Annotated in this window: 12 protein-coding genes; 7 read left to right on the top strand and 5 right to left on the bottom strand. The window is 71.2% G+C overall.

Annotated features, from left to right (window positions below):
- Positions 1-5: 5 nt before the first annotated feature.
- Positions 6-2,528: a RelA/SpoT family protein gene (locus tag ACLJOK_RS27375; protein WP_410821419.1), complete on the top strand. Its 2,523-nt coding sequence runs from the start codon at positions 6-8 to the stop codon at positions 2,526-2,528.
- A 100-nt stretch (positions 2,529-2,628) separates the two neighbouring features.
- Here ACLJOK_RS27375 and ACLJOK_RS27380 read toward each other — a convergent pair whose 3' ends face one another.
- Positions 2,629-3,468 carry a peptidylprolyl isomerase gene (locus tag ACLJOK_RS27380; RefSeq protein WP_410821420.1) on the bottom strand — a complete coding sequence of 280 codons (840 nt, stop codon included), beginning with the start codon at positions 3,466-3,468 and terminating at the stop codon, positions 2,629-2,631.
- 57 nt (positions 3,469-3,525) lie between these two features.
- Entirely contained in the window at positions 3,526-4,410 is an 885-nt protein-coding gene (locus tag ACLJOK_RS27385; RefSeq protein WP_410821421.1) for a peptidylprolyl isomerase, read from the bottom strand.
- A 270-nt stretch (positions 4,411-4,680) separates the two neighbouring features.
- Here ACLJOK_RS27385 and ACLJOK_RS27390 point away from each other — a divergent pair, with 270 nt between their 5' ends.
- The 3 genes from ACLJOK_RS27390 to ACLJOK_RS27400 all read left to right on the top strand — a co-directional run bounded on the left by ACLJOK_RS27390 (position 4,681) and on the right by ACLJOK_RS27400 (position 7,806).
- Positions 4,681-5,391, top strand: coding sequence for an MBL fold metallo-hydrolase (locus tag ACLJOK_RS27390; RefSeq protein WP_410821422.1), 711 nt, complete (start codon positions 4,681-4,683; stop codon positions 5,389-5,391).
- Positions 5,392-5,464: 73 nt separating this feature from the next.
- The gene (gene hisS / locus ACLJOK_RS27395; protein ID WP_410821423.1) at positions 5,465-6,793 is read left to right on the top strand and encodes a histidine--tRNA ligase; all 1,329 of its coding nucleotides are present in this window, start codon (positions 5,465-5,467) and stop codon (positions 6,791-6,793) included.
- Positions 6,794-6,864: 71 nt separating this feature from the next.
- The gene (locus tag ACLJOK_RS27400; RefSeq protein ID WP_410821424.1) at positions 6,865-7,806 is read left to right on the top strand and encodes an acyl-ACP desaturase; all 942 of its coding nucleotides are present in this window, start codon (positions 6,865-6,867) and stop codon (positions 7,804-7,806) included.
- A gap of 122 nt (positions 7,807-7,928) precedes the next feature.
- Here ACLJOK_RS27400 and ACLJOK_RS27405 read toward each other — a convergent pair whose 3' ends face one another.
- Positions 7,929-8,435: a PaaI family thioesterase gene (locus ACLJOK_RS27405; RefSeq protein ID WP_410821425.1), complete on the bottom strand. Its 507-nt coding sequence runs from the start codon at positions 8,433-8,435 to the stop codon at positions 7,929-7,931.
- Between the two features lie 55 nt (positions 8,436-8,490).
- On the opposite strand from ACLJOK_RS27405, the gene ACLJOK_RS27410 reads away from it, so the two are divergent.
- Positions 8,491-8,967, top strand: a complete 477-nt coding sequence (locus ACLJOK_RS27410) for a winged helix-turn-helix transcriptional regulator (protein WP_112677957.1) — start codon at positions 8,491-8,493, stop codon at positions 8,965-8,967.
- Positions 8,968-9,259: 292 nt separating this feature from the next.
- Positions 9,260-10,306, top strand: a complete 1,047-nt coding sequence (locus ACLJOK_RS27415) for a S1 family peptidase (protein ID WP_410821426.1) — start codon at positions 9,260-9,262, stop codon at positions 10,304-10,306.
- A 96-nt stretch (positions 10,307-10,402) separates the two neighbouring features.
- Here the strand turns inward: ACLJOK_RS27415 and ACLJOK_RS27420 are convergent, their stop codons facing one another.
- Positions 10,403-11,029 carry a DUF998 domain-containing protein gene (locus ACLJOK_RS27420; RefSeq protein ID WP_410821427.1) on the bottom strand — a complete coding sequence of 209 codons (627 nt, stop codon included), beginning with the start codon at positions 11,027-11,029 and terminating at the stop codon, positions 10,403-10,405.
- Positions 11,030-11,153: 124 nt separating this feature from the next.
- The gene (locus tag ACLJOK_RS27425; RefSeq protein WP_410821428.1) at positions 11,154-11,885 is read right to left on the bottom strand and encodes a DUF998 domain-containing protein; all 732 of its coding nucleotides are present in this window, start codon (positions 11,883-11,885) and stop codon (positions 11,154-11,156) included.
- A gap of 154 nt (positions 11,886-12,039) precedes the next feature.
- Here ACLJOK_RS27425 and aspS point away from each other — a divergent pair, with 154 nt between their 5' ends.
- Entirely contained in the window at positions 12,040-13,845 is a 1,806-nt protein-coding gene (gene aspS / locus ACLJOK_RS27430; RefSeq protein ID WP_410821605.1) for an aspartate--tRNA ligase, read from the top strand.
- The last annotated feature ends 51 nt before the right edge of the window (positions 13,846-13,896 follow it).

Raw genomic sequence — 13,896 nt, forward strand, 5'->3', positions numbered from 1 at the left:
GGCCGGTGTCCCACGATGTCGTCCCTCCGGCGGAGGGCACGGTGCACCCGACAGGCGACGCTGACGGCTCGGTGACCGACCGGACAGGCGACGCGCCGGCCCGGGTGACGGGCACCGCCAACGGCTCCGGCGGGGCTTCCGGCGAGAGCGCGGTGCGTCCTACCAGCGGCCCGCCGAGCGCCGAGGCGTCCCCCGGCGCCGATGGCGTCGTGGTGCCGTTCCCGACCGACGCCGGCGTCGACCCGTCGCCCAGTGGTGGCTTCGGGCTGTCCAACGCGCCCACCGGTCGGCGGGTCCGGGCCCGGCTGGCCCGGTTCAACGCGCCCTGGCAGACCTCCCAGGTCAGCGAGGTGCTGGAGCCGCTCATCGCCAGCCACCGGGACAACCACCCCAAGGCGGACGCCCGGCTGCTCCAGCGCGCCTTCGACACGGCCGCGCGGTGGCACTCCGGGCAGTACCGCAAGTCCGGTGACCCCTACATCACCCACCCGCTCGCGGTGGCGACGATCCTCGGCAACCTGGGGATGGACACCACCACACTGGTCGCCGCGCTGCTGCACGACACCATCGAGGACACCGAGTACACCCTCGACCAGATGCGGGCCGACTTCGGTGGCGAGGTCGCCCTGCTGGTCGATGGCGTCACCAAGCTCGACAAGGTCAAGCTGGGCGACGCGGCCAAGGCCGAGACGATCCGCAAGATGGTCGTGGCCATGGCCAAGGACCCGCGCGTCCTGGTGATCAAGCTGGCCGACCGGCTGCACAACATGCGCACCCTGACCTTCCTGCCCCGCCCCAAGCAGGAGCAGAAGGCCAAGGAGACGCTGGAGATCCTGGCGCCGCTGGCGCACCGGCTCGGTATGAACACGATCAAGTGGGAGCTGGAGGACCTGTCCTTCGGCACGCTCTTCCCGAAGCGCTACGAGGAGATCAACCGGCTGATCGGGGAGCACCAGCCGCAGCGCGAGTCGCTGTTGCGGCAGGTGACGCAGAAGGTCGGCACCGACCTGAAGGCCGCCAAGATCAAGGCGGAGACCACCGGGCGGCCGAAGCACCTCTACTCGATCTACCAGAAGATGATCGTGCGGGGTCGCGACTTCAACGACATCTACGACCTGGTCGGCGTGCGGATCCTGGTCGACACGGTTCGGGACTGCTACGCGGCGCTGGGAGTGATCCACGCCAACTGGCAGCCGGTGCCGGGCCGGTTCAAGGACTACATCGCGATGCCCAAGTTCAACATGTACCAGTCGTTGCACACGACGGTCATCGGGCCCACCGGCAAGCCGGTGGAGATGCAGATCCGCACATACGCGATGCACCGCACCGCGGAGTTCGGCATCGCCGCGCACTGGAAGTACAAGGAGCACAAGGGCACCCAGATCGTCGGCCCGCCCGCGCACATCGACGAGATGACCTGGCTGCGGCAACTGCTCGACTGGCAGCGTGAGGCGGCCGACCCGAGCGAGTTCCTGGACGCGCTGCGCTTCGACCTGTCCAGCCAGGAGGTGTACGTCTTCACCCCCAAGGGTGACGTCATCCCGCTGCCGACCGGCTCGACACCCGTGGACTTCGCGTACGCGGTGCACACCGAGGTGGGGCACAAGTGCATCGGGGCGCGGGTCAACGGCAAGCTGGTGCCGCTCGAGTCGACGCTGTCCAACGGCGACGTGATCGAGATCTTCACGTCGAAGTCCGAGACGGCCGGCCCCACGCAGGACTGGCTGGGCTTCGTCAAGAGCCCGCGCGCCCGGACGAAGATCCGGCAGTACTTCAACAAGGAGCGGCGCGAGGAGGCGATCGAGGCCGGCAAGGACGCGATCGTCAAGGCGATGCGCAAGCAGGGCATGCCGTTGCAGCGGATGCTCACCTCCGACGCGCTGATGTCGATCGCCCGCGACCTGCACCTTGCCGACGTGGCGTCGCTCTACGCGGCGGTCGGCGACAGCCAGGTCTCCGCGCAGTCCGTGGTGCAGAAGCTGATGGCCGCGTACGGCGGCGAGGAGGGCGCGGCGGAGGACATCGCCGAGACCGCCGTCGCCACCCGGCCGCCGCGCAGCCGGCAGAGCAGCAGCGACCCGGGCGTGGTGGTCCGGGGCGTCAGCGACGTCTGGATCAAGCTCGCCCGCTGCTGCACCCCGGTCCCACCGGACTCGGTGTTCGGCTTCGTCACCCGCTCCGGCGGGGTGAGCGTGCACCGCGACGACTGCGCCAACGCCGAGGACCTGCGCGCGCAGGCCGAGCGGGTCGTCGAGGTGAGTTGGAAGCTGACCTCCGCCTCGACGTTCCTGGTCGCCATCCAGGTCGAGGCTCTGGACCGGCACAAGCTGCTGGCCGACGTCACCCGGGTGCTCTCCGAGGAGCGGGTCAACATCCTCTCCGCCACCGTCACCACCACCCGCGACCGGGTGGCGGTGAGCCGGTTCAGCTTCGAGATGGCCGACCCGAAGCACCTGGGCCACCTGCTGGCCACGGTCCGCAAGGTCGACGGCGTCTTCGACGCCTACCGGGTCACCTCCGGGGCCTGACCACCCACCGGATCAATGCCCGGGGCCTCGACGCGTACCCCCGAGAACACGACAGCGCCCGCCGGCTCAGCCGGCGGGCGCTTCGTCGTGCGCGTGGGGGTCAGCCCTGCGGGTTGCTCATCGTGAGGTCCTTGATGATGACCTCCTTCTTCGGGTGGCCGCCGCCGGCCTGCTGGGCGAACGCCCCGTCGTCGCCGGCCTTGGCCACGTCCTTGACCAGGTCCAGGCCGCCGGTGATGGAGCCCAGCACCGTGTACGCCGGGTCCAGCGGCGAGTCGCCGTAGACGATGAAGAACTGGCTGCCGGTGCTGCCCGGCTGGCCGGAGTTGGCCATCGCGATGACCCCCTCCGGGTACGGCGGGCGCTTGTCGGTGGGCAGGTTCTCCTCGGGCAGGCGGTAGCTCGGGCCGCCCTGGCCGTCAGTGGGCCGCCAGCCGTTGCCGGTGGCGCTGGGGTCACCGCACTGCAACACCTTGATGCCCTCGGTCACCAGTCGGTGGCACTTGCTGTTGTCGAAGAAGTTCTTCTCCGCGAGGTAGGTGAAGCTGCCCGCCGTGCACGGCACCAACGACCTGTCGACCTTTGCGGTGATCGGGCCGAGGTTGGTGTCGATCGTCATGGTCTGCACGCCGGTGCTGGACTGCTCGTTGCTCGGCAGCCCCACATCCTTGATCTGCGGGGGCCGCTGCTCCGTGGGCAGCGCGTTGTACGCGCACTCGGACGCACCGGGCGCCGCGGCGGTGGTGTCCGGCTTGTCGTCGCCGCCGAGGCTCACCGCCAGCCAGACGGTGCCGGCGACCACGAGGACCAGCGCGGCACCCGCGCTGATGATCGCCGTCGTCTGCCGGCGCTTGCGGGCCTTGGCCGCGCGCTCGGCCATCTCCTTCTCAAGCCGGGCGCGTCGTGCCGCCGCTTGCTGCCGCTCTCTGGTGGACGTCACGCCTGGATCCTCCTGCTATCTGCTGCTGGGTGCCGCGTGAATGGGTAGGGCGACCGGTCAGCCGGCGCTCGGGCTGCTGGCCGGGGTGCCGGAGGCCGACGGCGCCGGTGCGGCACCGGTGACCGGCTCACCGACCGTGAGGCTCTGGATCGTCACATCGGTGCTGGGCTTGACCTTCGCCCCGGTCCCATTGTCCACGGTCGGGAGGGCGCCGATCTTCTCCACCACGTCCAGCCCGCCGGTGACCCGGCCGATGACCGGGTACTTCGGGTCGGCGGTGGTGAAGTCCTTGAAGAAGACCAGGAACTGACTGCCGTTGCTGCCCGGCGGGTTGGAGACCATCGCCACAGTGCCCTTCGGGTACGTCGGCGGCTGGCCGGGGGCCGGGGTGGCCGACGGCGACGCCGACGGCACGGTCGGCAACTCCTCGTCGTAGAACGAGTAGGTCGGCCCACCAAGACCCGTGCCGCTGGGGTCGCCGCAGCGCAGCGCGCCCTCGGCGGTGATCTCGTGGCACTTGGTGTTGTCGTAGAACGACCGGCTCGCCAGGTGGGCGATGCTCGCCGCCGCGCACGGGGAGTTGGTCAGGTTCAGCTCCGCGGTGATCGGCGCGCCCTGGTTGGTGGTCACTGTCATCGCCCGGGTGCCGTCGGTGGGCAGATCCTTGGTGGCCGGCGTGCCGACGTCCTTGAGGTTGGTGTTGGCCGTCGCGTCCTGCGGCGTCCAGAGGCAGGTGTCCTCCGCGGCCGTGTTCTGCTTCGGGTCGGAGTCGAACGCACCGAGCGCCCAGGCTGAGCCGGCCACTACCAACACGAGGATCAGGGCGGCGCCAACTCCGGCCTGGATCTGCCGTCGGCGCCGCGTCGAGGCGGCCCGGCGAGCCAACTGCCGGTCGAGCTTGGCCCGCGCCAGTTTGCGCTGCCGGTCCCTGCTGGAAGCCACCCGTGCTCCCCTTTCCTCTACCTGGTCGTCGCCGGCGGCCGGTCGCCCCGGCCCGTCCGGGCGACACGTGTGCCGCGCCACACGCCCGCCAGAGTGTACGGCTAGTGACTGGGAATGTGGTGTACGAGGTCCACCCCGTCCCGAGCAGCGCTTATCGGAGGTTGTCACTGTGCCCTGCGGGGCGTGTGGGACGGACGCGGCAAACTCGCTCGGGCCGCCCGATAGGCTGCTGTGCAGGACGACAGCTGCTCGACGGAAAGGACAGCGCCTGTGCTCGTGGCCGGCTTTCCCGCGGACGCCTTCGGCACCAACTGCTACGTGGTTGCCACCGCGCCGGGGGAGCAGTGCGTGGTGGTCGACCCCGGCATCGGGGTGCTCGACCAGCTCGACGCGCTGCTCGCCGAGCACCGCCTGCATCCGGCCGCCGTGCTGCTCACCCACGGCCACCTCGACCACACCTTCTCGGTCGCGCCGGTCTGCGGTGCGCGCGGCATCACCGCGTACGTGCACCCCGGTGACCGGGAGATGCTGGCCGACCCGTCCAAGGGCCTGTCGACCGACCTGACGTCGCTCTTCGGCGGCCGGCTGAGCTACACCGAGCCGGAGGACGTGGCGGAGTTGACCGACGGCGCCACCCTCACGCTCGCCGGCCTGGAGATCGCCGTCGACCACGCCCCGGGCCATACCGGCGGGTCGGTGCTGTTCCGGCTGCCGGCCGCCGGGTCGGGCTGGGAGGCTGACGAGCTGTGCCTCTCCGGCGACGTCCTCTTCGCCGGGTCGATCGGTCGCACCGACCTGCCGGGCGGGAGCATGCCAGCCATGCTCACCAGCCTGCGCGACAAGATCCTTCCGCTGGCCGACGACACAGTCGTGCTGCCCGGCCACGGCCCCAGCACCACCATCGGCCGCGAGCGCGCCAGCAACCCGTACCTCATCGAGGTGGCCGGCACGTCGCCGGCCGCTCCCACCCGGGGCCTCTAGATCTTCTGTCCGCGCCGTGCGCGGACCCACGACACCACCGCGCCACCGGCGCGGAACCGCAAGGAGTACGCCGATGAGCAAGCCCACGCCCATCTCCGGCTTCCCGGAGTGGACCCCCGGCCAGCGGATGATCGAGCAGTTCGTGCTCGACAAGATCCGGGCCACCTTCGAGCTGTACGGCTTCGCGCCGCTGGAGACCCGCGCCGTGGAGCCGCTGGACCAGTTGCTGCGCAAGGGCGAGACCTCGAAGGAGGTCTACGTGATCCGGCGGCTGCACGCCGACGCCGAGGGTGCCGGTGGTGACGACCAGCTCGGCCTGCACTTCGACCTGACCGTGCCGTTCGCCAGGTACGTGTTGGAGAACGCCGGCAAGCTGAGCTTCCCGTTCCGCCGCTACCAGATCCAGAAGGTGTGGCGGGGCGAGCGGCCGCAGGAGGGCCGCTACCGGGAGTTCGTCCAGGCCGACATCGACATCGTCGACCGGGACACCTTGGCCGCGCACCACGAGGCGGAGATGCCGCTGGTCATCGGGGACGCGCTGCGCTCGTTGCCGATCCCACCGGTGACGATCCAGGTCAACAACCGCAAGATCTGCGAGGGTTTCTACCGGGGCATCGGGCTGACCGACCCGGAGGCGGCGCTGCGTGCCGTGGACAAGCTCGACAAGATCGGCCCGGCGAAGGTGGCCGAGCTGCTGGCCCAGACCGCCGGGGCGAGTGAGGCGCAGGCAAAGGCGTGCCTGGCGCTGGCCGAGATCTCCGCACCGGACGCCTCGTTCGCCGACGCCGTCCGGGCGCTCGGGGTGAGCGACCCGCTGCTCGACGAGGGCATCGAGGAGCTGGTCCGGGTGGTGGACACCGCCGCCGAGCACTCGCCCGGCCTCTGCGTGGCGGACCTGCGCATCGCCCGTGGCCTGGATTACTACACGGGCACCGTCTACGAGACCCAGCTGCGCGGCTATGAGCGCTTCGGCTCGATCTGCTCCGGCGGCCGGTACGACAACCTTGCCAGCGCCGGCGCTGTCTCGTACCCGGGGGTGGGGATCTCGATCGGGGTGACCCGGCTGCTCGGTCTGCTCTTCGGCGCGGGGGAGCTGTCGGTCTCGCGGGAGGTGCCGACCGCCGTGCTCGTCGCGGTGACCAGCGAGGAGCAGCGTACGGCCAGCAACCGGGTGGCCGAGGCGCTGCGGCGGCGCGGGGTGCCGACCGAGGTGTCGCCGAGCGCGGCGAAGTTCGGCAAGCAGATCCGCTACGCCGAGCGGCGCGGCATCCCGTACGTCTGGTTCCCCGGTGCCGAGGGAGCGCCGGACGAGGTGAAAGACATCCGCTCGGGTGAGCAGGTCACGGCCGGTGCGGGGGAGTGGACGCCGCCCCCGGGAGACCTCAAACCCACTGTCGGTTGAGTGTCTCCACTGGCGCTGACGGCCGCGGGGACCTACGGTAGCGTAAGTTACGCCACCGTAGGGAGTTTCTCGTGACCGTCAGCACCACAGTGAGCCAGACCGCGCTGCTCCTCGAGTTGGAGCCGGTTGTCGCACGCAACCTGGACCGCCACCTCTCGCTCGCCAAGGAGTGGTTCCCGCACGAGTACGTGCCGTGGAGCGAAGGGCGGACCTTCGACGGGCCGCTCGGCGGCGAGGCGTGGTCACCGACCGACTCCACCATCCCGGACGTGGCCCGCACCGCGCTGATCGTGAACCTGCTGACCGAGGACAACCTGCCCTCGTACCACCACGAGATCGCCACCCTGTTCGGTCGCGACGGCGCCTGGGGCACCTGGGTGCACCGGTGGACCGCCGAGGAGGGTCGGCACGGCGTCGCGATCCGCGACTACCTGACCGTCAGCCGGGCGGTCGACCCGGTGGCGTTGGAGCGGGCCCGGATGACGCACATGTCGGAGGGCTACACCAACGCCCACGGCGACGAGGTGCTGCACTCGCTGGCGTACGTCTCGTTCCAGGAGCTGGCCACCCGGATCTCGCACCGCAACACCGGCAAGGCCACCGGCGACCCCACCTGCGAGGCGCTGCTGGCCCGGGTGGCCGCCGACGAGAACCTGCACATGGTCTTCTACCGCAACCTGCTCGCGGCCGCGTTCGAGCTGGCCCCGAGCCAGGCCATGCGGGCCGTCGCCGACGTGGTGGCCGACTTCCAGATGCCGGGCAGCGGCATCGACGGGTTCGCCCGCAAGTCGGTGGCGATCGCCCTGGCCGGCATCTACGACCTGCGCCAGCACCGTGACGAGGTGCTTCAGCCGGTCTTGCGCCAGTGGGACGTCTTCAACGTGACCGGCCTCAACGCCGACGGCGAAGCCGCCCGCGAGCAGCTCGCCGCCCAGATGGAGAACCTGGACCGCGCCGCGAGCCGCTTCGAGGAGAAGCGCGACGCCCGAGCCGCCCGCCTAGCCCTCCGCTAAAACCCCACCCCTCGCACCCCCACCCCCACACCCCCACCTCGTTGATCATGAAGTTATTGCCACTCGCGTCGGCGTGTCGGGGCAATAACTTCATGATCAACCCATAGGGGTGGGGAGTGGGGTTAGGGGAGGGGGAGCAGGAGGCAGGTGCTGGTGGCGTGGGCTATCAGGCGGTCGGTGGCGTCGGTGATGCGGGCCTCGGCCAGGGCCGTACGGCGGCCGCGTTGCAGCACCGTGCCCTCGCAGCGCAGGGTGCCGCTGTCGACGGTGACCGGGCGGAGGAACTTCACGTTGAGGTCCAGCGAGGTGTAGCCGACGCCGGCGGGCAGGGTGGTGTGCACGGCGCACCCCGCGGCGGTGTCCAGCAGGGTGGAGAGCACGCCACCGTGGACGCTGCCGAGCGGGTTGTAGTGGAACTCCTGCGGGATCAGCTCGACGAGGACCCGACCCTCGTCGGCTTCCATCCGGGTCATGTCGAGTAGGTGCATCACCGGCGGCGCGGCCAACTCGCCGGCGATCATCGCCCGGAGCATGTCCAGGCCGCCTCGTCGACCGATCTGGGCGGCGTTGACCGACGGGTCCGCCCAGGTGAAGGTACGGCTGCGCACTGGTTCCTGCGTCTGCGTCATGGACGCAGCCTGGCAGCAGGTTGCTGAGTCTGTCAACGAGATCTAGCCTGGTCCGATGCGACCCGCGGCTCTGGACTGGTCGGTGGAGAACTGCACCATCGCCCGCGCGATGGAGGTCCTCGGTGAGCGGTGGACGCTGGTGGTCCTCCGCGAGGTGTTCACCGGCGTACGCCGCTTCGACGACATGCGGGTACGCACCGGCATTCCGCGCCAGGTGCTGACCAACCGCCTCGCCAGCCTGGTGGAGCAGGGCGTGCTGAGTCGCGAGCCGTACCGGGAGCCCGGCAGTCGGCTGCGCCACGAGTACCGGCTCACGGAGAAGGGCCTGGATCTGTGGCCGGTGCTGGTCGCCGTCCTCGGTTGGGGCGACCGGTACCTCGCCGACGCGGAGGGCCCGCCGCTCAGTGTCACGCACCGCGACTGCGGCGCCGAGGTGCGCGCCGAACTGCGCTGTGCCGACGGGCACGACGTGGGCCGGCCCCGGGACGTGGTGCCCAGTCCGGGTCCCGGCGCCCGTCGCCGTACCCCCTGACCCGTCGCCCGCCGCACCCGACGCCCGGCGCGGGGAGACATCGATGATCGTGCGCACGAAAAGTGGGTCGGATGTCGGTGGGGTGTGACGGTGGCTGTTCGCCAGCGTGTCGGGGGTGTTGCGGCCGTGCGACCAACCGGGATCGATGAATCCGGGTGAATCCAAGCCTTGTTAATGATCTTAAGTATGTGAATACTTCAGTCTCATCCGGCCAGTTTCCCCAGATCGGCCGGGTTGCCCTCGGGTCAGCTGCCCCCGGCAGACCCGCTCCCCCGCCCAGGAGGTTTGTTACATGCGACCCACGAGGTCCTCATTCCGCGTTGCGGCCACAGTCGCCGTTTCCGGAACCCTGGTCGTCGGCTCGCTCATCGGCGCGCCCGCCCAGGCCGCTCCTGCCGCGTCGCCCGACGCCGCCGCCGCGATCTCCGCGGAACTCGGCGACCGCTCCGCCGGCTCGTACATCGACGCCAGCGGCAAATCCGTCGTCACAGTGACCGACGCGGCCGCCGCCAGCAAGGTGAGCAAGGCCGGCGCCGTCGTCCGCTACGTCACCCGCGGCGCCGCCGAGCTCAACCGGGCCACGGCCGAGCTGGAGCGCTCCGCCAAGATCCCGGGCACCGCCTGGTGGAGCGACCCGGTCACCAACCAGGTCGTCGTCTCCGTCGACAGCACCGTCACCGGTGCCAAACTGGAGCGGGTCAAGGCCGCCGCCGCGCGGGCCAACGGCGCGGTCCGGGTCGAGGCCGAGGCCGGCGTGCTGAGCACCCGGATCTCCGGCGGCCAGGCCATCTACGCCGGAGGGGGCGGGCGTTGCTCGCTCGGCTTCAACGTGCGCAGTGGCAGCACCTACTCCTTCCTGACGGCCGGGCACTGCACCAACATCTCGGCCAGCTGGTACTCGAACTCCGCCCAGACCTCGCTGCTCGGTACCCGTACCGGCACCAGCTTCCCGGGCAACGACTACGGCATCGTGCGGCACAGCAACTCGGCCAACGCCGCCGGCAACGTCTCCCTCTACAACGGCAGCTTCCGCGACATCACCGGTTCCGGCAACGCCTCCGTCGGCCAGTCGGTACAGCGCTCCGGCAGCACCACCGGCCTGCGTAGCGGCTCGGTGAACGCGACCAACGCCACGGTGAACTACGCCGAGGGTTCGGTCTCCGGTCTGATCCGCACCAACGTCTGCGCCGAGCCGGGCGACAGCGGCGGCTCGCTCTTCGCGGGCGGCACCGCCCTGGGTCTGACCTCCGGTGGTAGCGGCAACTGCCGCACCGGTGGCACGACCTTCTTCCAGCCGGTCACCGAGGCGCTCAGCCGCTACGGCGTCAGCGTCTTCTGATCCACGCACCGCTCGCGGGCCGCCGGAACACTCCGGCGGCCCGCGTCGCGTTGACGGCCACCGAACCCCGCCGACAGCGGGCGAACGCGACGGCGCTCAGCCAGGCCCGGACGGTCGCGGCCGCCGCCGCCGGGAGACCAGCACAGCGGCCAGCGGTACGCCCGCCTCGGCCGCGGCCGCCAGCCGCTCGGTCAGCCCGATCCACGCCCCGTCGGTGAAGAACTCGACGGCGAACCAGCCGACCAGCCCGAGGAGGACCACCGCCGCCGCGAGCGCCACCCGGCGTACGGGTGACGGCGGGTGACGGCGCTCCCGGTCGAGTGACGGCACCGCTCGACGGGGCACCGCCAGGGCCGGCCAGACGGCCAACGCCCCGAATGCCACCCCGGCGGCCACGGCATGCGTCGTCGAGTCACCGTCCGGGTTCTGCGGGAAGGCGACCAGCACCAAGGTCGCCAGCCCACCCAGCGCCAGCAGTGCTCGGCCCGTCGGCGCGGCGCTGACCAGACCGAGCGCGGTCGCGAGGTGACAGAGGCCCAGGCCGGCCAGCCCAATCGTCATGATCCAGCGATGGTCCGCGCCCGCGGCGGCAAGCGCGCTGATGGTCTGCCGCACGGGGTCGAATCCGTCGGGCTGGGCGGCCTGTGCCAGTGTCCAGCCACCGACGAGGAACAGCGGTGCGGCACCGGCCGACAGCAGTGCCCAACGGGGAACGGCGGACATCCGGCGATGGTAGCGGTGCGGCCGGCGGAGTTCCCGGGCCGCGCGCCAGGGGCCGACGCGCCGACGGCGGGGACGCCGGAGCAGGCGGGGACAACGAGGCCAGATCAGGCGAGGCGGCGAATCATCACAGCCGGTCGGGTCGCCCGGGAGCGGGCCCGCTCGGTGGTCCGAGGGGGTCCGGGGGTACGACGCCGATGGTCGGCAGGTCCGGGCCGACGCGTACGGTGCCGCCGGCCGACCAGGCGAGGTGCGCCCGCCGGGCGGAGAGGACCGCCAGCAGCGGCCAGAGGGAGACCGCCACCGCCGTCACCCGCTCGGCCAGCCCGGTGCGGGACCCACTGGTCACCTCGAACGCGCACCAGCCGAAGAGCGCGAGCAGCACGAGCGTGGCACTCAGCCCCACCGCCCGGCGGAACGCCCAGGGCGGCTCCGGTCGGTTGGGGTGCTCGGCGTCGTGGCCGCGGGGCAGCCGTAGCGCCGAGCCGGCCGGCCAGAGCACCAGGGCGAGGACGGCCACCGTCGCCGCGATGCCGTGGCTGAGCGAGCCGCCGACCGGCGGCCGGGGGAAGGCGACCAGCGCGATGGTGGCCACGCCACCGATCGCGAGCAGGAAGCGGCTGGGCAGCCCGGCCGCGTGCAGAACGGCGGCGACCGACAGGTAGCAGCAGCCGAGCAGCACCAGGGCCACCACCATGATCCAGGCGTCGGTGGCGTCCTGTCCTGCCAACTCGCTGATGGTGTCCCGGACCGGGTCGTACCCGACGGGCTGCCGGGCCTCCGCCACCGTCCAACCGGCCACCAGCAGCACGGGTGCCGTCGCCGCCGTGGCGACGGCCCAGTTCGGTACGGGCCGCATTTCGCCACGTTAACCGGCGTGGCTGCCGGGGAAGTCGGGTTCGCCGGTCCACCCCACCAGCGAATCGTGCCGGCCTGCCGGGTGCCCGGAGGCGGGGCGGCCACCCCTGACAGAATGCGGGTGAGGACTGTTCCACGATGAGGAGTTGCCAGCCGTGATCCGTACCCACAATGCCGGAAGCCTGCGCGCTGCGGACGCCGGCTCGACGGTGACGCTCGCCGGCTGGGTGGCCCGCCGCCGCGACCATGGCGGGGTCATCTTCGTCGACCTGCGCGACGGTTCCGGTGTTGTCCAGGTGGTGTTCCGCGAGGAAGATGCGCACGCGCTGCGCAACGAGTTCTGCGTGAAGGTCGTCGGCGAGGTGACCCGCCGCCCGGCCGGCAACGAGAACCCGGAGCTGCCCACCGGCGAGGTCGAGGTGACAGTCGTCGACCTGGAGGTGCTCTCCGAGGCGGCGCCGCTGCCGCTGCCGGTGGACGACCAGATCGAGGCCGGCGACGACATCCGACTCCGGTACCGCTACCTGGACCTGCGCCGCAGCGGCCCGGCGAACGCGCTGCGACTGCGCTCGCGCGCCAGCCAGCTCGCCCGGGGTGTGCTGCACGAGCGGGACTTCCTGGAGATCGAGACGCCGACGCTGACCCGCTCGACGCCGGAGGGCGCCCGCGACTTCCTGGTGCCGGTGCGGCTTCAGCCCGGCAGCTGGTACGCGCTGCCGCAGTCGCCGCAGCTGTTCAAGCAGCTGCTGATGGTCGGCGGCATGGAGCGGTACTACCAGATCGCCCGCTGCTACCGCGACGAGGACTTCCGCGCCGACCGGCAGCCGGAGTTCACCCAGCTCGACATCGAGATGTCGTTCGTCACCGAGGACGACGTGATCGACCTCGGCGAGGCGATCGTCTCGACGCTGTGGAAGGACCTGGCCGGGCACGAGATCACCCGACCGATCCCGCGGATCACCTGGCACGACGCGATGGCCCGTTACGGCTCGGACAAGCCGGACCTGCGCTACGGCGTCGAGCTGACCGAGCTGACCGAGTACCTGCGCGGCACCGAGTTCCGGGTCTTCGCCGGTGCGATCGACGCGGGCGGCTACGTCGGCGCGGTCGTGATGCCGGGTGGCGCGGCGCAGAGCCGCAAGGAGCTGGACGGCTGGCAGGACTGGGCTAAGGCGCGTGGCGCCCGCGGCCTGGCGTACGTGGTGCTGGACGCCGAGACCGGCGAGGCGCGCGGTCCGGTGGCGAAGAACCTCTCCGCCGAGCACCTGGGTGGGCTCGCCGACGCGGTCGGCGCCAAGCCGGGTGACGCGGTCTTCTTCGCCGCGAGCGCCACCACCCGGGAGGCGCAGGAGCTGCTCGGGGCGGCCCGCGTCGAGATCGCCAAGCGGTCCGGCCTGATCGACGAGAGCGCCTGGGCGTTCTGCTGGGTGGTCGACGCGCCGATGTTCGAGCGCACGGACGAGGGCGGTTGGACGGCCGTGCACCACCCGTTCACCTCGCCGAACTCCGACTGGGTCGACCGGTTCGAGGAGGCCCCCGATCGGGCCTTGGCCTACGCGTACGACATCGTCTGCAACGGCAACGAGATCGGCGGCGGGTCGATCCGTATCCACCGGGGTGACGTGCAGAAGCGGGTCTTCGACCTGCTCGGCATCACTCCCGAGGAGGCGCAGGACAAGTTCGGCTTCCTCCTGGAAGCGTTCAAGTACGGCGCCCCGCCGCACGGCGGCATCGCCTTCGGCTGGGACCGGGTCTGCATGCTGCTCGCCGGTGCCGACTCCATCCGTGAGGTCATCGCCTTCCCGAAGACCCGGGGTGGCTTCGACCCGCTGACCAGTGCCCCCACCCCCATCACCGCCCAGCAGCGCACCGAGGCCGGCATCGACGCCAAGCCCAAGCCCGCCGCAACGGCCCACACGGGAACGGCCGGCCCCGCAGCCCCGGTAGCAGACCCAGTCTGACCCCCACCACCTCCCGCCCTTGCTTGGTCGATCAAGAGGTTTGCGTCATCA

The organism is Micromonospora sp. 050-3 (genome assembly GCF_046549335.1).
Lineage (GTDB): Bacteria > Actinomycetota > Actinomycetes > Mycobacteriales > Micromonosporaceae > Micromonospora > Micromonospora trifolii.